Consider the following 21,046-nt stretch of genomic DNA (forward strand, 5'->3'; position numbering starts at 1 on the left):
CGAAATAGCGAAAAGTCGCACCGAATCCGGCTGCAGACGCACCGAATCCGGCTATAGACGCACCGAAATAGCGAAAAGTTGCACCGAATCCGGCTACAGGCGCACCGAACAGGAGCGGTCGCACCGAATCCGGCTACAGACGCACCGAAATAGCGAAAAGTTGCACCGAATCCGGCTACAGACGCACCGAAATAGCGAAAAGTTGCACCGAATCCGGCTGCAGACGCACCGAACAGGAACGGTCGCACCGAATCCGACTACAGGCGCACCAAAATAGCGAAAAGTCGCACCGAATCCGACCGTGGCAGGGAGTTTAGCAGTTTATCGGTCGTTAGACGCTGCTTTTCGGTCACCGCAGGGAGTTTATCGGTCGTTAGACGCTGCTTTTCGGTCACCGCAGGGAGTTTATCGGTCATTGTCGGAGCTTAATCGGTCTTCAGCAGCTACACCCGGTTTATCAACCGCGACAGGCGTTGATCGACCGTTGCGGAAGTTATGGATTGCCGGAAGCGCTCTCCGTCTTTTGAGAGATTGACGGTCTCAGGAAAAGTCGATCATCATCCGGCGGCCCAGCAGGAAAATGAGCTAAAGGGATATTCGCAAAAACTATTATGAAACTTAAAGAGACTATTTTAATACGACTCGAGGAGAAATTGCGATGATTTTAACGCTGACGTTAAACCCCGCCATTGACATGAACTATCAGCTTGGACATCTGACGATTAATCAGGTGAATCGCTGCGGCCGTGTCATCAAAACTGCAGGGGGAAAAGGACTGAATGTCACACGTGTTTTAAAATGTGTAAACGCAGAGGTACTGGCAACAGGCTTTCTTGGGGGGAAGACCGGCGAGTTCATAGCCGATGAGCTGGATCATGCAGGTGTCTCGCATCATTTTGTAACGATCAAAGGCAGCACGCGGCACTGCCTGGCGATCATGCATGAAGGGAATCAGACGGAGATTCTCGAGGACGGACCGTCCATCTCCGGAGATGAAGCGGCTGCTTTTTTGCGGGAATACGATCGTCTTCTTGATCAGGCGACGGTTGTCACAGCTTCCGGCAGTCTGCCCAAGGGGCTGCCAAAGACCTTTTATCAGCAATTGATCGAACGTGCGGCTAGGAAAAACAGAAAATTTCTTCTGGATACGAGCGGGGAATCGTTGAAGGCAGGAATTAAGGCATCTCCTTACCTGATAAAGCCTAATCAGGATGAACTGGCCGCTTTAATGGGAGAAGAGGCGGCCGGCGAAGCCGGGCTGGTCGCCAGTGCGCGGCGGCTGGCAGAGACAGGCGTCAGATTTATTGTCGTCTCGCTCGGCAAGAAAGGCGCTCTCGGGTATTTTAACGGACGTGCGTTCATTGCGGAACCGCCGGCCGTTCAGGCGGTCAATGCCGTCGGGTCGGGCGATTCGATGATTGCGGGTCTTGCCTACGGTATTGACCGCGGCCTTGCTCCTGAGGAGGCGCTCGCCTACGGTGCCGCTTTCGGCACACTAAATGCCATGGAAGCGCGTACCGGCTATGTCGATCAAGCGCAGGTCGAAGCTTTTAAGAAAAAAATAGCAATAAGGACAGTCGGCTGAAAAGGGGGAGAAGAAGGGTGAGTACGGGTATTCAGAGCTTGTTTCGTGAAGATCTCGTCTTCTTTGAAAATGTGAAAAGCAAAGAAGCATTGTTTCAATCGGTCGGTGAAAAATTATTGCAGAAGAATCTGGTGAATCAGGGATATATTGAAGCCATTACGGAAAGAGAGAATAAATACCCGACAGGGCTTGATCTTGGCGTCGTGAAGGCCGGTTCATCCAACGTTGCTATTCCACATACGGAAGTTGATTATTGCAACTGGAAAGGCATTGTTATCGCCCGCCTGGAAGAAGAGGTCATTTTTCACAATATGATAGCGCCCGACAAAAGTATTGCGGTCCGCTACGCCTTTTTTATCCTGAACAATGAAAAAAACAGCCAGACAAATATACTTTCCCATCTCATGTCCTTTTTTACTGCGGAGGACAAGATGTCCCGCCTGGATTCACTTAAAACGGGTCGGGAAATTTATCAGTTTGTTGTTTCTTAATCGGATCGGAGTTAGGAACTTTATCGCATTGCGGCAGTCATTTGAGCTAAAATATATGTGGAGGGTTTGCGGGCATGGTAAGCATTCAAAAGGGCAAGTTCAGAGCACTCGAAAGACTTTCAGACAAGAACGGGATTATTGCGGCGTTAGCCATTGATCAGCGCGGATCTCTGAGAAAAATGATCGGGGCCGCCAAAGGGAGCGGTGCGACGACTGAAGAGCTGACAGATTTCAAGACGCTGATTTCGAAAGAGCTGACGCCTTATGCCAGCTCCATTCTGCTTGATCCGGAATTCGGTTTGCCGGCGGGCAGAAACCGCGACCGCCACTGCGGCCTGATCACTTCTTATGAAAAAACCGGATATGATGCACATACGCCCGGCCGTCTGCCCGATCTTCTGGCGAACTGGTCGGTCAAACGAATCAAAGAAGAGGACAGCGACGCCGCTAAAATCCTGGTTTACTATGATAAAGACGACAGCAAACAAATTAATGATGTAAAAAAAGCATTTGTTGAGCGCGTCGGTTCGGAATGCCGGGCGGAAGATATTCCTTTCTTCCTTGAACTGGTCACTTATGATGAAAAGGTGAGCGCCCCGGCGGATTACGCACGGATAAAACCGCAAAAGGTTATTGAGGCCGTAAAGGTATTTTCCGAAGAACGTTATGGCGTGGACGTTCTTAAGCTGCAGGTTCCGGTTGATATGAGCCGTGTAGAAGGCATTGGCGAAAATGAAGCGGTTTATTCAGATGAACAGGCCGGGGAATACTTCAGACAGGTCGATGAAGCGGCTAAAGTTCCTTACATCTGGCTGAGTGCCGGCGTTTCGGCGGAATTGTTCCAGCGCACGCTGCGCTTCGCCCGTGAGGCCGGATCAAGATTCAATGGCGTGCTGTGCGGCCGGGCAACGTGGCGCGAGGGGGTAAAAGCCTACGGGGAAGGAGGAGAGGAGAAAGCCGCCGAATGGCTGCGGACACAGGGCAGAAAGAATATCGAAGCATTGAATGCCGTCCTTGCCGAGAGTGCCACGCCGTGGTACGAAACATATGGCGGGAAAGAGCGGATTACCGTCGAATGAATTTCAGGCCGGCCATTTTTAAAAGCCGATGCAGTTTATCTGACAAAGTCATGCATGTCGTATGCTGGGGGAAGTGTGAATACCATGTTGAGAGAAGAGCGCTATCATAAAATTTTAAAAGAGATTGAACTCAATCGTATCGTGCGTGTATCGGATCTGGCGAAAAAATTAAAGGTGACCGAGATGACCGTACGACGGGATTTGAGCGATCTTGAGGAAAGAGACATGCTGGTCCGCGTTCATGGCGGAGCAAGAAAAAAACAGGACAATGATTATAAGGAATTGTCGCATCTTCAAAAACAGACGATCAACGTTGATAAGAAACGGTTTATTGCCAAGCACTGCGCGGACCTGATTCAAAATAATGATGTCGTTTTTATCGGACCGGGCACCACCGCCGGTTTTATCTATGAATTTCTTGATAAAGAGCGCTATGAACATGTGGATATCGTAACGAATTCGGTGACCGTCTTTGAGCAATTTAAAAATGATTTTCCCCGCTTTGAGATCATTCTGGTCGGCGGCCGATACCGCTCCAGAACCGAAACCTTCGTCGGCTATTTTACAAACAAAATGCTTCACGAGTTTAATGTCAATAAGGCGTTTATCGGAACAAACGGTATCGTGAAGACGAGTGTTACGACCGCTAATGAGGAAGAAGGAACCGCTCAAAAGATTATTCTCGATAATGCCGGAGAAACCTATATCTTAGCGGACAGCACAAAATTCGGCGTTGAAGCGTTCCATAATTTATATGATGTCCGGAACCTGACTGCGATCATTACCGATCCGTCGATTGATCCTCAGTTTGTTGCGTATTATGAGAAATTTGTAAAGATCATTAAATAGTCAGTCCGTGCCGTTTCGGGAAAAATCTTTTACCGATTTGAACTTTTTCGGTGCAGGCGGCTGATTGAAGGTTTGGCGCGGAATCGGCTTTTCTATCTGTCAAACGCCGAACAGGCAAAAGAAAAGGGGATAAAAACATGTATGAGATCACCCAGTACAAAAAAGGCGGATTGAGCTTCATCCGGCTTTCCGGAGAAGGTGCCTATGCGGATGTCTGCCCGGAACGCGGGGCAATCGTGACTGCTTTTCACACATTAGGTAAAGATGTGCTGTTTTTGAATGAACAGACGCTTTTTGATCGGACCAAAAATGTCCGCGGCGGTATTCCGGTTCTATTTCCGATGGGCGGCCAGTTAACGGACGGCCGCTACGAATGGAACGGAACCGTCTATGAAATGGCGAATCACGGACTGGCGAGGACCCGGCCGTGGACGGTTGCGGGTCAAGCTGCCGATGAGCGGCATGCGGAACTGTCCGTTTCTTTTTTTAGCAGCAAGGAAACCAAACAATCGTTTCCCTTTGACTTCGAAGTTGTCCTGACTTATAGACTTGAAAAGGGCCGATTGACGATTCAGCAGCTTTACAAAAATCTCTCTTCGGATGCCATGCCGATCTATCCCGGTTTTCACCCGTATTTCCATATCCCGAATAAAGTCGTCAACGTGAAGACGGATGCAACTCAATATCTCGATTATAATGATCAGGCGATCAAGCCGTTTGACGGAACGATTGATATGAGCGATCTGGCCGAGGCAGTCGTGTTTCGGGACCGTTCAGATGAAGTGGAAGCCGGCTTCGATGAATCGGACAGACTGGTTATTGAAAAGGATCCGGCTTTTCGTTATATCGTGCTTTGGACGGAAAGAGACAAGGATTATGTGTGCATTGAACCTTGGACAGCGAAGAAAAATGAATTTAATGAGAGGCAGGAACTCTTATACGTAAAAAAAGAGCAGCCGCTTCAGCTCTCAGTGGCTATTTATCTGAAAAAACGCTCGTGAGCCCTTGAACAGATACGGAAGAGGCCGTCTCCTTGATGGCAGAAACCCCCTTTGGATTGACAGAAGACATCATAAAATCTGCTCATCCAAAAGGGGGTTTTGCAGTGTGAGAAAACGTGTGAACTACTTGCCATAAATGGTGAACTTCTGGGAACACAGCAGAGTTACTTTAGGGCCCCTTGAAGAGGCTCCAAGCAGCGGTCACTGCTTTTAACCACGGCCGTCCCGGCTTCCGCAAAAACCGTTATTTGCCAAAACGGCAATTAAAAACGTATTTTCTCCATCTGTTCATTTTTTTTGAACTTTTTTTATTCTTATTTTTAAAAGAGGGAAATCGGGCAGCCGGATCGGCCTCGTAAACAGAACGTCACATCTTTTTGTAAAGGAGCATTAACAATCGGTTGTCGTATTGGTAAAATATTCTTGGGACAGGAGAACTAGTCCTCAAGGCCTTCAGTGTGATGCAAGATCTGTATTCTTTTTAAGCGCGAACCGGTAAATGAAAGCGCTTTATAATATAGGGTTCTCAACGATTCGGTCGAGGGAGTATTTTTTCGATGAAGCGATGCGGAACAAAGTGTCTCACGAAGGAGGAAATCAAGATGAACATTGCAAAAGCGGTACTCACAGGATTGCTCGCGGCGGGCTTATTGACAGGGATCAGTACCAGTGCTTTTGCGGCGGTGCCGCAGTCGTCTGCCACAGAGGCAAGCGTCACTTTTCAACCGGAGGATAACGGGGGTTCGGGAGGCAACACCGGAGCGCTAAGATTGGACAAGGTACCGGACGCCTTTAATTTCGGGACGCAGACACTTTCCTCACAGCCGCAGGATGACACGCTTAACCCGGGAAGCAATCCGACTTTGACGGTAACGGATAACCGGGGAACGGGCGCCGGCTGGGAAGTCACTGTACAGGCTCCTAAACTGCAGACCCCGTCCGGAAAAACATTGGACGGAGGCAATATTGTCATTGATCAGGCCCAGAATCTCAATGGGAATGGAAGTGTCTCGCTGCCGCCGACGGTTTCCCAATCGGTGACAGCAGATACCGCGGACACGAACGGCAATCCCGTACCGGTCGTAATTGCGGGTGCCCAGGCCGATCAGCATCAGGGAATGGGAACATGGGCGATCAACTGGGAGGACAATCAGATCCATTTAAAAATCAACCCCGGTGAAGCATACAGCGGCGAAACGTATACAACGACGATCACCTGGACTTTGAATGATACTCCGGTTCAGTAAAACCGGAAAACTGAAAGGCATCCTTCATAAACGAGGCGTTCGTTAAATGAAAAGGATCAAATGGCTGTCTGTCATTGTCTGTCTAGCAATCGGTATGGTTCCGGGAAACATTGCCCATGCTGCTTCAACCAACTTTTCCGTTACGGCCGTCATTCCGAGCAATCAAATCGATAAAAATCAAACTTATTTTGATTTAAGGATGGAACCGAAGCAGACTCAGACGATTCAGGTGAGAATCGACAATCATTCCGACCGTCAAATGACGGTCATCCCGTCGATCATCAATGCAACGACTACTCTTTACGGGGATATCAATTATACGGATGAACATGCAAAAGCGGATGAAAGCCTGAGATTTCCGCTGACATCGATCGTGCAGCCGGTGCATGCCGTCACTCTGAACGGCCGCGAGTCCAGGCTGCTTGATCTCCGTCTGGTGATGCCGGAAGAAAAACAAAACGGCGTGATATTGGGAGGCATTCATTTCATTGAAAAGAGCGATCAGGCTGCAAAGCCGGAAAAACATTCGGCCATTCTGATTCAAAACCAATATGCTTATGTTATCGGGCTGAAGCTGAATGAGGGAACGGCGGTTCAGCCCGACCTTCATTTTAAGTCGATCAAAATGTATGCGCTGAACAATCAGGAAATTGCGGCCATGAACATTCAGAACAGCAGGGCCGTCATTGTTCACGATCTGTCCGTTAAGACGCAGGTCATGAAAGAAGGGTCCAAAAAAATCATACAGTCCGGTACAAAGAAGAATATGCGCATGGCGCCGAATTCAAATTTCGATATGCCGATCATCCAGAATGTTGCCAGTCTCCGGCCCGGAAAATATGATGTCCATCTTTTTGCCGAAGCGAACGGGAAAAGCTGGACAGCCGACAGGACCTTTGTCATTAAGGGAGATGAAACGGTGCCTGCTCATCGTTCGCCGGCCTATTCATCCCTTTACAAATGGCTGGGAGGCGCATTGTTCATCGTATTGATTGCGATCATTTTCTACCGGCTTGGCAAACATCAGAGAAAAAACGGGTAAAAACGGAGAAAAGAGGACGGACGAAAAAAGATGAAGAAATTTCTTTTGCTTTTTCTGCTGACGGCGCTCTCTTTTTTTACACTGAATGTACACAGCAGTGACGCGGCCGCCTCTCCCGTGACCATGAATCCCCTTTCCCTGACACACCAGCCGAATGACCTGACGGGAGGAACGGTCGTGCTTCGCTGGGACGGGACAGCCCGTGTAGCCGATATCCTTGATCTGTCCAATATGAGCTATACTGTCCATTTCACTATTCCTGAAGAATTGCGCTACCTGATGGATGATCCGGCCGCATTCAAGAATAATATATCTGCGTCCTATCAATATCCTTTTATTAATCTGCTTGGAATCATAACCGGTTACGGAACCCAGACGGTCAGCGGCGATGACATGCAGATTGACGCGGGTACGGGGGATATTTCCTTCACCGTGAGCTATGCTTATGTCAGTCTGCTCAATCTCATCGGTACGTTGAACGTGTCGCATTCGCTCACCATTCATCTCGATCAGATGGGTGTGACAAAATTGCCGCCGAACCCTGACAAAGAATTGACGTTTACCGGCACGCTCCTTGACCAGACATCTTCTGTTTCACTGCCGACGTGGTATCGTCAGCTGGGGATTCATTTGCTTGATCCGGCGGCAGACAGCACTAATGTTCTGACTCTTCCGGTCGGAAACAACGGGGAACCCTTCAATCCCTTGGGGCAGGTCAAGGTCATCGATGAAGAAACGGGCGATGCGGTTCCGGATGCGACGGTGACCGTAACGGCGGACGATGTGAACAGCGGCGGCCACTTGTGGCTGGCGGGAGATTACCCGCTTACCTATCAGGCGACGGACAGCTACGGTATCCGTGCGGCCCGGACCGTTACCGTACGAATCGTTCCCGGAGGACTGTCGTTTGTAAGTGTCCCCGGTCAGCTGACCTTCGCAACAGCCGTGATTTCATCGGAACCGCAGTGGATCGCACGGGCCAACCCGTCCGACTGGGTCATTGAAATAGAGGATTTACGCGGCGAGGCGGAAGGCCGGTGGTCGATCTGGGTGAGTGCCGCCCGGCTTATGAATGCGTCGGGCGATTCCCTGCAGGCCGGAACATTATCCGTCTATGGCGGGGCCGGCGATGCTTCCCAGATGACAGCCCAATTGGGGGACGGCCAGAGTCACGAAGTCGTCAGCGGAACGACCTATCCGTCCGATCAGGGATATAAAACGATTGCGTGGGATAAAGACAGCGGGCCGCTGCTGTATGTATCCCCTGGCGACGCCTATGCGGGGACATACCATTCTCTTTTGACCTGGACGCTGATTGATGCCCCCTGATCATCGGGAGCGGCCATTTTTTAGCCCTATACTTTAATCTGTCAGAGGCGGGCTTTTCCTCGTGATCGCTTAAACCGGAAAAAAATCGGGATGGGTCTTCATCCCGATTTTTAACTGCCGTTCCGGCTGAGCTCCAGGCCACCGGCAAGGTATCCTGTGGCAGCAGTTTTTTCCCTGCCTTGCTCTTCTTATCAAAAATTTCTCTTCGGCGAATGGGACCTTACGGAATTCGGCCGCTCCATTAATGAGACTGCCGGCCGAGTCAGGCATCCACGGATAAATCGTATACGATGTGATAGGATTGTTCCTGATGCGGGCGTAAAAGGATGTCCCCGAACTCCGGATGATGGACGGCATCGGGCAATGTCTGCGGTTCGAGAGCGACCGCCATAAAAGGCTTCAAATCCGTTCCCCCGTTAACGTTTTCAGGACCGGCGATTGTATTCAGTGTATACATGATTAATCCGTTGCGGTCGGAATACAGATCGACATGGCGTCCATTATTGATATTTTTCAGCGTTGCGATTAAGGATCCGGAAACCCGGAAAGGATGATCGTATCCCGGAAAACCGTCTTTTCTGACCGATTCAATCATTTTGTCCAATGGCCGTGATCGCTGAAAATCGAAGGACGTGTTCTCGACCGGGAGCAGTTTGCCGGTCGGAACCAGGTCGCCGCCGAGCTCGGCAACCCGGTCTGCATGAATTTCCAGTTGATGATTTGCCAGTCCGCGCGTTTTATCCTGGTTAAGATTGAAATAACTGTGAACGGTCGGATTAAATAAAGATGTTTCATCCGAATCGTCAAATCCTTTGAATTCAATATGAAACTGATGGTTTTCTCCCCATCGGTAGACGACGGAAGTTTTCAGTATTCCGGGAAAACCGTCTTCTTCCGGTTTGATTCCGCGTGAAAACTCAATGCCGTTTTTCGTGATGCCGGCATTCCACCATGCATGGTGGAATCCGTTGGCCCCGCCGTGAAGAGTATTCATTCCTTCATTCTGCGGCAGACGGTATTGCCGGCCGTTTAGCCGGTAAGAGCCGTCTTTGATGCGGCCGCCGGCTCTTCCGATCGCTTTACCGAAAAAGTAAGTCTGGTCACGATATAGTGAAGCAGGATCAGTGAACTGCAGCAGAATATTACTGCAATCTCCCGATTTGTCCGGCATAATCAGCGATGTCAGCGCTGCACCGTAATTAATGCAGGAAAACGCGTACCCGTCGCCATTGTCGGCCGTATATTTTGTAAAATTGCCCGCTTCGCTTTTTACTACTTCTTGCGTAATGACTGTAACCACTGTGATCGCCCTTCTTTCGCAGCTTATAATCTGTAGTGTTCTTCACTAAACCCGTTTACAGAAAAACGTCTCACCGTCAAAAAGCCGCCCTCTTTGTAAATGATTTCTCGCTTTCTTGCGATCCGGGACCTTTCGACCTTTTCCAGAACTTTTTTTGCTTCCGGGGCCAAAATGAGATGATGTTCGGATAACGAAAAAATCTGTGTACCGCTGCCAGAATGACCTTTGATTATTTCTTTGAATCCGTTTTCATGATATAATTAATACGTATAAATGTCAATTAAAAAATATATTATGCAATAAAATGTTTGAAGATAATGTCCTGATCATCTATCATTGAATGCAAAAAGAGGCCGATTTTGAATTTTTCATAAAGAGGAAGTATGGTATTATTATTAAAATCACTGTTTTATTACTATCTATAAATTTAATTAAAGGAAATGTAACATGACAAAAAAGTATGAGCAGATCAAACAGGATCTCAGTGAGAAAATTTTAGCGGAAGAATACACAGTAGGTGAGAAGCTGCCGACCGAGTCGGAACTGATGGAGATTTATCATGTGAGCCGTTTCACAGTGAGGCACGCGATTGATGAACTGGAGAAAGAGAATTATGTTTATCGTATTCAGGGGGGAGGAATTTTTGTCGATGACTGGAAATCCAAACCAAAAACCGAGATCAGAAATAAAACAATCGGCCTGATTACAACCTATACATCAGATTACATTTTTCCGAATATTATCACGGGAATTGATAATTTTATATCGAATTACGGTTATTCCATTCTGATTGCCAATACACAGAACAATCCTGAGAAAGAGCGCAAGAGCCTGACGAATTTGTTGTCGAATGGATTATCCGGCTTAATCGTTGAGCCGACACAGAGCGCGTTAAATAATGCCAATAAAAACATTTATGATAACATCAAGTCAATGGGGATACCGATGCTGTTTTTCAATGCTGTCTACGATGATCTGGATGTTCCCTATTTAGTCATGGACGATGTAAAAATCGGAAAAATGATGACAAACTATTTAATTGCACGGGGACACAAACAAATTATCGGCATTTTTAAAGTTGACGATAAACAGGGCATTCACCGAATGAACGGTTACATTAAAGCCTATCAGGAACATCCTGAGATTTCCAATATGAGTGAAATCATGATGTATCAGACGGAAGAAAATAAAATCAACCTGTTTAAAAAGCTGCACACCATCCTGACGCAATCTAAGTTTGTTCCGACGGCGATTATTTGTTATAACGATCAACTGGCGATCCAGGTTATCAATTTTGTGCAGGAAATGGGTTTGAAGATTCCTGAAGATCTCTCCATTGTCGGCGTCGATGACTATCGATTCTCGAAATATATCAAACCAAGCTTAACGACCGTTCGTCACCCGCAGGAAAAAATGGGACTGGATGCCGGAAAGATGATTATCGATATGCTGAATAAGAGGCCGGTAACATCGAAAGTATATGAACCCGATATTATCGAACGGAACTCTGTAAGAACGATTCGCCCGTCCCAGGATGCGTCTTCAATAAAATAATTCGGAAGAGAGAAGCAGACGGCCTAAATTCCGAACTTAAGAAGAGTGCTTCGTATAAAAAATCATGAGTTTTTTCCCTGGCTGAAAATATTTTTTAGTGAACCTGCTGCGGCCCGGGTCATTGGATACAGTGAGTTTTCGCATAACGGACAGACTTTTGGTGTATAATGGTCTTCTTTCCGACTCAAATTAACGCCTGCATCGGTTGCTTTTCGTGTCTCGGAATAAGGAAAGGGCCTGTCAGAGGGGGCCTCTTTTTTCCGTATCATTAAATTAATCATTGCTCCGCCGATGCCTCCTTTATATCTCCGTACTGTTTCTACTGCTGCCCTCCGCAGATAGGCCGGACTCTTCGCAATGCATGGAATATTGATGAAGGGGAAATGGTTTGATTAGAAACTGAGGCGTCCAAACAAAAAGCGTTTCCTCATTTATGCTGAAGAAACACTTTTGCTTTGTCGCTATCTCATTTTTTCTATTGTTTTATTTGTATCTTTTCAACCTAGGCGCCTGACATCTGAAGCCGGTTCGCCGGCTCAGTACTGTATTGGGATCGATTCCCTATTCCTTATGAATTGAGATCTCATGGGACAGATTCAGTTCTGTTTCAGCGGCTTCACTTGTATCTCCGCCGTCCCGCCGGATTTCTGTTTTTCATGATCGCTTTCCGAAGAATGATACCCTTTTGCTGCGCTCCATTCCGGAAGGCCGCTGTTGTGTTAGGGCACTGAATTCAGTTCCGGAAGCCCTGCATACCTACCATAAACTGATGGTTTCTTTTTCTGCCGTCAGTCACGTTCGCTTCCGTTATGAAATGGACTTAATTGCCGCAGATTCAATGGGTAAGCCTTCCTGATATCTTTTAATAAATGCTTCATATCCGGCAACCCCTTCAGGCTCCGGGCTTAAGGTCATACTTTCGGGATTGGCGAAAACTTCCTGATCCAAAAAGTCTTCTAAACTTTGATGAGCATTTCCATGCCTGGCGAAAGCGGCTAATACAGCCATACCCCAGGCGCCGCCTTCACCGGCTGTGCTCATAACGGTAATGGGCGTATTTAAAGCGTTGGCCAGGATCTGCTGGCCGATGACCGGCGTTTTGAATAGGCCGCCCTGAGCAATCATCACGTCTGTTTTTATGTGTTCCTCATTTTTCAAAATATCCATTCCGATTTTAAGCGGCGCAAATGCAGCATAGATTTGAGTCTGGACAAAGTTTGCCAGTGTAAACGAACTGTCGGGAACTCTGAGAAAAAGCGGCCGCCCGGCGGGCATTTTCGTTATATTTTCACCCGATAAATAGCTGTAATTCGTTAACCCGCCCGCATCAGGATCCGCTTTCGTAGTGACCAAAAATAATGTCTCATATAAACGGTCCGCTTTCAAATCGATGCCGAGGCGTTCGGCAAATTCTTTAAAAACATTTGCCCATGCATTAATATCAGACGAGCAATTGTTAATATGGACCATCGCGACCGGCGCTCCATTGGGCGTGGTCACGATATCGATATCCCGATGCACCTTTTTTAATGGCTGATTAAGCACAACCATTGAAAAAGCAGACGTTCCGACGGATATATTTCCTGTCCGTTTACGGACGCTATTGGTACTGACCATACCGGTCCCGGCATCGCCTTCTGGCGGAGCCATTAAACTGCCTTCCTGAAGATTCCCACTGACGTCCAGCAATTCGGCTCCTTCCCGGGTCAATGTTCCCGCATGATTGCCGGCTTTTAAAACTTTAGGCAGGATATCCCGGATCGCCCATTGATAAGATGCCACATTTTCAAGGCTTTCGAACTTATCGAGCAAATCTTCAGCATAAGTTCCGGCAGCTTCATCGATTGGGAAAACACCGGAAGCATCCCCGATTCCCAGAACCTTTTCTCCGGATAATTTCCAGTGTACATAGCCGGCCAGGGTCGTTATAAAATGAATGTCTTTCACATGCGGTTCTTGATTTAATATGGCCTGATAAAGATGGGCGATACTCCATCGCTGCGGAATATTAAAGTGAAACAGTTCAGTCAGTTCATCAGCGGCCTGCCCGGTGATGTTGTTGCGCCAGGTCCGAAAGGGAACCAGTAAAGTATCCTTCTTTGAAAAAGCCAGATATCCATGCATCATAGCGCTTACACCGATCGCGCTGATTTTTGTTAAATTCGTGTGATACTTTCCTTGAATTTCTGCTGCGATTTGCTTATAGCTTCTTTGAATGCCCTTCCAGGCTTCATCTAATGAGTAGGTCCAAATTTCATTCTCGAATTGATTCTCCCAGACGTAGCTTCCGGAAGCAATGGTATTAAAGTCGTCTGTTACCAATACGGCCTTAATGCGGGTTGACCCTAATTCGATGCCCAATGAGACATTTCCCTGCTGAATGGCCTTAGAAGTTTCAACTAAGTTCATTTGCTTTACCTCCGAACCTTATAAATCTATATAAATCTGTTAAAAAGTATTTCCTGCTTTTAATTTCGCATCTTTTTCTCCGATTTCCTCAATTTCTTCCAGAGTATGTCCGCGCGTTTCGGGGACACGTGTCCGGATAAATAAAACGCCGAGTAAGCAAATCACACCGAAAATCGCAAAAACCGCTTCCTGAGACATCGTCGCAGTCATGATTGGAAACAGCAGCCCGACTAAGAAAGAGCCGATCCAGTTAAAGGATGAAGCGAGTCCCGACGCACGTCCGCGAATAACCAGCGGGAAAATTTCACCGACGATCACCCAAGTCAGAGGAGCCCATGTGAATGAATAAAATGCGACATAGATGCACAGGAAAACAACGATCATCATCGGATTTGCATGCGGGACGATTAAATTTATAATGGCCGGTAAAATGAAAGACAGGCCCATAACCGTTCCGGCCATGGTTAACAAGGCACGGCGATTGAACTTATCGGCAATAACCAGGAACAGCAATGAACCGAGTACAAGGATAACTCCCTGAATAATTGGCCACATCAGCTCTGAACTGGCCGCCTGTCCGGTTGCTTTTTGGACAATCAAAGGGATGTAATAAAAGATTGCGTTAGCGCCCTGGAATTGCTGAAAGGCCGCTACGCCTACTCCGGCAATGACTAAATAACGGTATTTAGGGCTGAATAATGTACCCCATGATGCCTTTTGATTGGCCTTCTTTTCTTCACTGGCCGTTTCTTGAATCTGCTTGACTTCAGAATCAATGGCCTCTTTTTTAGAGCGAAGGTAGCCTAACACTTTGCGTGCCTCATCGATTTTATTGTTCTTTATTAAAAAGCGCGGGGATTCAGGCAGCCGCAGCACGCCGAAAAATAAAATCAATGCAGGTACGGCTGCCAGACTAAGCATTAACCGCCAGGCGATTGTTTCCGGCAGATTTTTCAATAAAAAGTCGACAATGTACGAAAGCAGCATTCCGGAAACGATCATTGTCTGGTTAATGCCCGATAAACGGCCGCGCAAACGTGCAGGCGCCATTTCCGACATATAGGCGGGAACCAGCGCAGAAGCTGCACCGACAGCCAGGCCCAGTAAAATACGGACACCGATCAAATAATACTGCCCGTCATTAGGGGCTATTCCTGATAAAATGGATCCAACTGTAAAAACCAGAGCCGAGATTAAAATCATTTTGCGCCGTCCTAAACGGTCGGAAAGTTGTCCGGCCAGGGCGCCTCCGAAAATGGCACCGAACATTACTGCAGAGGTAATCCAGCCAATTACGCCGGCACTGTTCTGAAGGTTCCAATCATGTTCGAGAAATGGTAAAGCCCCGGTCATCACGCCAATGTCATAACCAAAAAGAATGCCGCCGAAAGCGCCGAAAAAATAAATGAAGGCGCTCGGTATTTTCTTTTCATCAGCCATTAAGATTTCCTCCTTGGATTTTAAAAATTAAATCATATAAAAATCCTTTTCTAAAGGCATTGATAACTTTTTGCCACCCTCCTTTTGTTCATCATTCACATCGGATCAGATAATAAAAGCGCTTCCAATCAGCAATTACATGCTAGCATATTTATACTAATAAATCAACAATAAATATATTTATTCGTATAAATGATCATTTGCACAAAAAATTTTTAAGTCAGTTATTCGGATCGGCAGTAGCATATTTGAATAGTAATGGGTCGTCGGCTTTTAATTGGCAGCTGAAAATGCGAACGGTTTTTTTGCTGGCCGAAGAAGAGTCAGCAGGCATTGCAGCGCACTAATCTTTTATGGACGGGATTTCCGGTCCGCGGGTAAGGACTCCCGGCAGGAAAGCAGCTATTACTTATGCATATAAATATAATTTTTGTTGACTTATACGGACAATTGATATAGTATTCTTTTTGTAAGCGGTTAATCAGTGGAGGTGAACAGGCATAAGAACAGACGGGTGACGTTATTTTGAATCCTTGCCGCCCCGGGCCGTTCCTGCGGGCTTATCAAACGGCCATTTTTTCGGCTGTTAAGGATGATACGGTGATACGGATGGGGTGATTGCGGGTGATGGACAAATATCGCCGGGCTTTTTGCTTTGGCCAGCGGGCCCGGCGGAGAAATTTTCATCGAGACGGCTGATCCGGAATTGTATGAAAAGTTTAAAAAAAACGCGGCTGCTTTGAAATAAAGCATGAATGATGCGATGAAGGTTGAAAATCCTGATGAATCAATCAACATCAAAGGACTGATCGAATGATGTTAGAAGCATTGAAAAAAGAAGTTTATGAAGCGAACATGCTGCTGCCCAAATATAATCTGGTCACCTTTACTTGGGGGAACGTGAGCGGAATCGACCGTGAAAAAAAATTATTTGTTATTAAGCCGAGCGGTGTCGATTATGACAAACTGTCGCCGGAAAAGATGGTCGTTGTCGATCTGGACGGGAATGTCGTGGAAGGCGACCTGAACCCGTCAAGCGATACGCCGACACATCGTGTGCTCTATAATCATTTCCCCAACATTAACGGAATTGTTCATACGCATTCTCCCTGGGCCGTTTCATTTGCTCAGGCAGGTCTTGATATTCCGGCAGCAGGGACGACCCATGCCGATACGTTTTACGGGCCGGTTCCGGTTTCGAGAACCATGAAAGAAGAGGAAGTCGTTACCGAGTATGAAAAACAGACCGGGGATGTCATTGTCGAAACCTTTGAGAAACGTCAGATTGATCCGGATCAGGTCCCGGCTGTGCTGGTCAATGACCATGGGCCGTTTACCTGGGGAAAATCCGCTGCCGAGGCCGTGCACAATGCGGTCGTTCTGGAAGAGGTCGCTAAGATGACCTATCATTCGCTGCAGCTGAATCCGCATCAGATTGACATGGATCGCTATCTTCTTGACAAACATTTCCTGAGAAAGCATGGCAAAAACGCTTACTATGGTCAGATAAATCATAGATAAATTTTTATAGGGAGGTCGTTTAAATGTTAAAGACAAATGATTATGAATTCTGGTTTGTGGTCGGCAGCCAGCATTTGTACGGCAAAGAAGCATTGGACGCAGTTAAAGCAGATACGGTGAAAATTATTGATGAGCTGAATAAGAACGGCCATCTGCCTTATCCAATCGTTTTTAAAACAGTGGCGACAACCGCCGACAGCATCACTCAGGTTATGAAAGAAGTGAACTATCAGGACAAGGTCGCCGGTGTGATAACCTGGATGCACACCTTCTCACCGGCGAAAAACTGGATCAGGGGAACCAAACTGCTGCAGAAACCGCTGCTGCACCTGGCGACGCAATTTTTAAACACGATTCCGTGGAAGACGATTGATATGGATTATATGAACCTGAACCAGAGTGCCCACGGCGACCGGGAATACGGATTTATCAATGCACGCCTGAGGAAAAACAACAAAATTGTGGTCGGGCACTGGAAAGATAAGCGCGTTCAGAATCAGATCAGCAAGTGGATGGATGTCGCGGTCGCCTATAATGAAAGCTTTAATATCAAAGTGGCCCGCTTTGGCGACAACATGCGCAATGTCGCCGTTACTGAGGGAGACAAGATCGAAGCGCAGATTCAATTAGGCTGGACAGTCGACTATTATGGCATCGGCGACCTGGTTGCCGAGATGAAAAAAGTGACCGACGCGGAAATTGACAGAACTTATAAAGAATGCCAGGGAAAATATGAATTCGTTGTCGGCGACAATGATCCGCAGTTTTTCGAAGATCATGTGAAAGAACAGATCAGAGAAGAAATTGCACTGAGAAAGTTCCTGGAACGGGGCGGCTACAGCGCGTTTACCACCAACTTCGAAGATCTGTGGGGCATGAAACAATTACCGGGAATGGCGGTTCAGAGGCTCAATGAAGAAGGATACGGATTTGCCGGAGAAGGCGACTGGAAGACAGCGGCTCTGGATCGGCTGATTAAGATTCTGGCACACAATAAGGGCACCGGGTTCATGGAGGACTATACTTACGACCTGGTCGAAGGCCATGAAGAAATCCTTGGTTCACACATGCTGGAAGTCGATCCGACTCTGGCACAGTCGAAGCCGAGAGTGGAAGTCCATCCGCTTGGCATCGGTGATAAAGAGGATCCGGCAAGACTTGTCTTTGACGGATCGGAAGGCGACGCCATTGATCTGACCATTTCCGACTTCGGCGACCATCATCGACTGGTTATGTACGAAGTCCAGGGAAAGAAACCTGAAGAAGCGGCGCCCCATCTTCCGGTTGCCCGTCAGATCTGGACTCCGAAAGCCGGATTCTACGAAGGCGTGCATCAGTGGATTGAAAATGGCGGCGGCCACCATACCGTGTTCACTTTAAATGTAACTGCCGATCAGATTGAAGACTTTGCCAAGCTGGCAGATCTTGAATTTATTAATATTAAATAATTGCTGATTAACATCAAAGGAGGACTCTGCATGGACGATGGCTCCTTCAGCTGGGTTGACTCCATGAACGGTCCGGTCCGTGCCGGATTCGGCATTTGAGGATCCGGAAAGCATTGGCAGAGAGCAGCTGATCCTGGGTTCAGCAGCCTATGTCTGACCGGTCAAGTGGAATGGATCGGAAAAAGAGATAAAAGCCTGTCCGGATTCTCATCCGGCTTGAATGCTCCGCAGATGCCAGTCTTTGATAATGCTAAGAAGCAGTGATGTTTAAATTCCGTTGAACGAAAAATAGTTCGGCGGAATTTAAGCGTATCTTTTTATGATCGAAAGGGGCGTTCTATGTCTGATCAGCTGGAGAATATGCTGGCGGGAAGATTGTATCATCAGACAGAGGATTTATTGAAAATTAGATTCCAAGCGCGCGATCTCTTATATGAGTACAATCATTGCCGGCCGCGCGATATGGAAAAGAGAACGCGGATTATTAAAAAATTGTTCGGCAAAACAGGGGAAAAGTTTTTCGTTGAAATTCTCTTTCATTGCGATTATGGATTTAATGTTGAAATCGGCGAGAACTTTTTCTGCAACAATAACTGCACTTTATTGGATGCCAATAAAATTATCATTGGCGACAATGTTCTGCTGGCACCGAATGTTGGAATCTATACAGCCGGGCACTGTATCGATCCTGAATTGAGATTGAATAAACAGGAATATACCGCTCCGGTCGTTATCGGCAACAATGTCTGGATCGGTGCGAATGCGTCTGTTCTGCCGGGGGTGACGATCGGCGATCATGCGGTGATCGGAGCCGGAAGTGTTGTGACTAGAGACATACCTGACAATTGTGTCGCGGTCGGCAATCCCTGCCGTGTGATCCGTCAGGTGAGTGAGCATGATAAGAAATATTATTTTAAAGATAAAGAAGTGCCAGAGCATTTGGTGATGGATTATGGTGATGGATTATAAAAAGGAGCGATCAACAGATGAGCCATTTAAATGTTAAGGTGAAAATTTATGCGGATGGGGCCGTCATCAGCGATATGCTGGCTGCTTACCGGACCGGTTTTGTCTCCGGATTCACAACCAACCCGAGTTTAATGAAGAAAGCCGGCGTGACGGACTATGTCGCGTTCGCCGCGAAAGTGGTTCGGGCGATCCCGGATCTCCCGCTTTCCTTCGAAGTGTTCGCCGATGACTTCGCAACGATGGAGAAAGAAGCGGAAAAAATCCAGGCACTGGGGAAAAACGTCTTCATCAAAATCCCGATTACGAATACGAAGGGCGAATCGTCCGTGCCGCTGATTCAGAAGCTGGAGGACCAAGGCTATTCGCTCAACGTGACGGCGATCTTCACGACGAAACAGGTGGAAGAGACGGTCGCGGCGCTCAATCCGGACGTTGAAAATATTGTCTCCGTCTTTGCCGGGCGGATCGCCGACTCGGGGGCGGACCCGATTCCTTATATGAAGAAAGCCGTCGGGATCTGCCGGACGAAAAAGGGAGCGAAGCTGCTTTGGGCCAGCACCCGGGAAGTGTTCAACGTCTATGAGGCCGACCGGCTCGGGGTGGACATCATCACCTGCCCGCCCGCCGTCATTGAAAAGCTGAAGCAGGTCGGCAAGACGCCGGAACAGTTATCGCTGGACACGGTGATCGGCTTTAATCAGGATATTAAGAAACTGGGTTTTTCCATTTTAACGGAATGAACGCCCGCCGAATGGGCCGGTAAAACGGGCTACGGGACGTGAACTTCGTTTTTGCACGATAAACGGTCATGATGGATGGACCGGCCGTTTGTCGGAAAGGGTCCATCCGACGACTGATGGACGACTGTTTAAAGGAGATGCAGATGTATGACCACACAGATTGAACAATTATCCATTGATACGATTCGCACGCTGTCGATCGACGCGATCGAGAAAGCGAATTCCGGCCATCCGGGGCTGCCGATGGGGGCGGCGCCGATGGCCTATACCCTTTGGGCGAAAGTGATGAACCATAACCCAGCCCATCCGGACTGGTTCAACCGCGACCGCTTCGTCCTGTCGGCAGGCCACGGCTCGATGCTGCTCTACAGCCTGCTGCACCTGTTCGGCTACGGGCTGCCGCTTGAGGAACTGAAGCAGTTCCGCCAGTGGGGCAGCCGGACGCCGGGCCATCCGGAATACGGACACACGGCCGGCGTGGAGGCGACGACCGGCCCGCTCGGGCAGGGGATCGCGATGGCCGTCGGGATGGCGATGGCCGAGGCGCATCTGGCAGCGACGTACAACCGGGACGGCTATGAGGTCATCAGCCACCGGACCTACGCGCTCTGCGGCGACGGCGACCTGATGGAAGGCGTCTCGTCCGAGGCGGCGTCGCTGGCCGGCCGGCTGAAGCTCGGCCGCCTGATCGTCCTCTATGACTCGAACCAGATATCGCTGGACGGGAAGCTGGCTATGTCGTTTACGGAGCACGTCCGTCCGCGCTTTGACGCCTACGGGTGGCAGACGCTGCTCGTCGAGGACGGCAATGAGGTGGAGGCAGTGAAACAGGCGCTCGATGCGGCAGTCGCCGAGGAGAACCGGCCGACGCTGATCGAGGTGCGGACGACGATCGGCTACGGGGCGCCGCACGTTGCCGGCACGAACCAGGTGCACGGCAGTCCGCTCGGAGCCGAAGAGGCGCAGGCGGCCAAAGAGGCGTACGGCTGGCACCATGAGCCGTTCTTTGTCCCGGAGGCCGTCCGGGCCCACTTCCAGACGC

At 48.3% G+C, this 21,046-nt stretch carries 16 protein-coding genes and 1 pseudogene; 14 read left to right on the top strand and 3 right to left on the bottom strand.

All coding sequences use genetic code 11. The features are described from left to right. The first annotated feature begins 658 nt into the window (after nt 1-658). The 8 genes from pfkB (at nt 659) to Q6A92_RS13565 (ending at nt 8,623) form a co-directional block, all read left to right on the top strand. Nucleotides 659-1,585: a 1-phosphofructokinase gene (gene pfkB, locus Q6A92_RS13530; RefSeq protein WP_332238414.1), complete on the top strand. Its 927-nt coding sequence runs from the start codon at nt 659-661 to the stop codon at nt 1,583-1,585. A 17-nt stretch (nt 1,586-1,602) separates the two neighbouring features. Next, nucleotides 1,603-2,076, top strand: a complete 474-nt coding sequence (locus Q6A92_RS13535) for a PTS sugar transporter subunit IIA (RefSeq protein WP_332238415.1) — start codon at nt 1,603-1,605, stop codon at nt 2,074-2,076. Nucleotides 2,077-2,150: 74 nt separating this feature from the next. After that, a complete protein-coding gene (gene lacD, locus Q6A92_RS13540; protein ID WP_332238416.1) occupies nt 2,151-3,155 on the top strand; it encodes a tagatose-bisphosphate aldolase in 1,005 nt (334 codons plus the stop codon). 84 nt (nt 3,156-3,239) lie between these two features. Continuing rightward, complete coding sequence (locus Q6A92_RS13545) at nt 3,240-4,004, top strand: DeoR/GlpR family DNA-binding transcription regulator (RefSeq protein WP_274401977.1); 765 nt, start codon at nt 3,240-3,242, stop codon at nt 4,002-4,004. A gap of 137 nt (nt 4,005-4,141) precedes the next feature. Next, the gene (locus tag Q6A92_RS13550; protein ID WP_332238417.1) at nt 4,142-5,005 is read left to right on the top strand and encodes an aldose epimerase family protein; all 864 of its coding nucleotides are present in this window, start codon (nt 4,142-4,144) and stop codon (nt 5,003-5,005) included. Nucleotides 5,006-5,607: 602 nt separating this feature from the next. After that, entirely contained in the window at nt 5,608-6,252 is a 645-nt protein-coding gene (locus Q6A92_RS13555; protein ID WP_274401979.1) for a WxL domain-containing protein, read from the top strand. Between the two features lie 46 nt (nt 6,253-6,298). Further along, entirely contained in the window at nt 6,299-7,294 is a 996-nt protein-coding gene (locus Q6A92_RS13560; protein ID WP_332238418.1) for a DUF916 and DUF3324 domain-containing protein, read from the top strand. 30 nt (nt 7,295-7,324) lie between these two features. Beyond that, the gene (locus Q6A92_RS13565; protein WP_332238419.1) at nt 7,325-8,623 is read left to right on the top strand and encodes a WxL domain-containing protein; all 1,299 of its coding nucleotides are present in this window, start codon (nt 7,325-7,327) and stop codon (nt 8,621-8,623) included. A gap of 262 nt (nt 8,624-8,885) precedes the next feature. Here the strand turns inward: Q6A92_RS13565 and Q6A92_RS13570 are convergent, their stop codons facing one another. Further along, nucleotides 8,886-9,923, bottom strand: a complete 1,038-nt coding sequence (locus Q6A92_RS13570) for an aldose epimerase family protein (protein WP_332238420.1) — start codon at nt 9,921-9,923, stop codon at nt 8,886-8,888. Nucleotides 9,924-10,370: 447 nt separating this feature from the next. On the opposite strand from Q6A92_RS13570, the gene Q6A92_RS13575 reads away from it, so the two are divergent. Beyond that, nucleotides 10,371-11,477 carry a GntR family transcriptional regulator gene (locus Q6A92_RS13575; protein ID WP_274401983.1) on the top strand — a complete coding sequence of 369 codons (1,107 nt, stop codon included), beginning with the start codon at nt 10,371-10,373 and terminating at the stop codon, nt 11,475-11,477. Between the two features lie 807 nt (nt 11,478-12,284). Here Q6A92_RS13575 and Q6A92_RS13580 read toward each other — a convergent pair. Further along, nucleotides 12,285-13,886, bottom strand: a complete 1,602-nt coding sequence (locus Q6A92_RS13580; RefSeq protein WP_332238421.1) for a xylulokinase — start codon at nt 13,884-13,886, stop codon at nt 12,285-12,287. A 39-nt stretch (nt 13,887-13,925) separates the two neighbouring features. Continuing rightward, nucleotides 13,926-15,326, bottom strand: coding sequence for a sugar porter family MFS transporter (locus Q6A92_RS13585; protein ID WP_332238422.1), 1,401 nt, complete (start codon nt 15,324-15,326; stop codon nt 13,926-13,928). 816 nt (nt 15,327-16,142) lie between these two features. Here Q6A92_RS13585 and Q6A92_RS13590 point away from each other — a divergent pair. From Q6A92_RS13590 to Q6A92_RS13610, 5 genes and pseudogenes are all read left to right on the top strand, one after another. Next, nucleotides 16,143-16,847: an L-ribulose-5-phosphate 4-epimerase gene (locus tag Q6A92_RS13590; RefSeq protein ID WP_274401986.1), complete on the top strand. Its 705-nt coding sequence runs from the start codon at nt 16,143-16,145 to the stop codon at nt 16,845-16,847. Between the two features lie 23 nt (nt 16,848-16,870). Then, nucleotides 16,871-18,295 (top strand): L-arabinose isomerase, encoded by a 1,425-nt coding sequence (gene araA / locus Q6A92_RS13595; protein WP_332238423.1) that lies wholly within the window; start codon nt 16,871-16,873, stop codon nt 18,293-18,295. Nucleotides 18,296-18,634: 339 nt separating this feature from the next. Then, a complete protein-coding gene (locus tag Q6A92_RS13600; RefSeq protein ID WP_332238424.1) occupies nt 18,635-19,264 on the top strand; it encodes a sugar O-acetyltransferase in 630 nt (209 codons plus the stop codon). 17 nt (nt 19,265-19,281) lie between these two features. Beyond that, nucleotides 19,282-20,004, top strand: coding sequence for a transaldolase (locus tag Q6A92_RS13605; RefSeq protein WP_332238425.1), 723 nt, complete (start codon nt 19,282-19,284; stop codon nt 20,002-20,004). A gap of 147 nt (nt 20,005-20,151) precedes the next feature. Continuing rightward, nucleotides 20,152-21,046, top strand: a pseudogene (locus tag Q6A92_RS13610) (transketolase); the annotation flags it as partial.

It is taken from the genome of Sporolactobacillus sp. KGMB 08714, assembly GCF_036598985.1.
Classification (GTDB): domain Bacteria; phylum Bacillota; class Bacilli; order Bacillales; family Sporolactobacillaceae; genus Sporolactobacillus.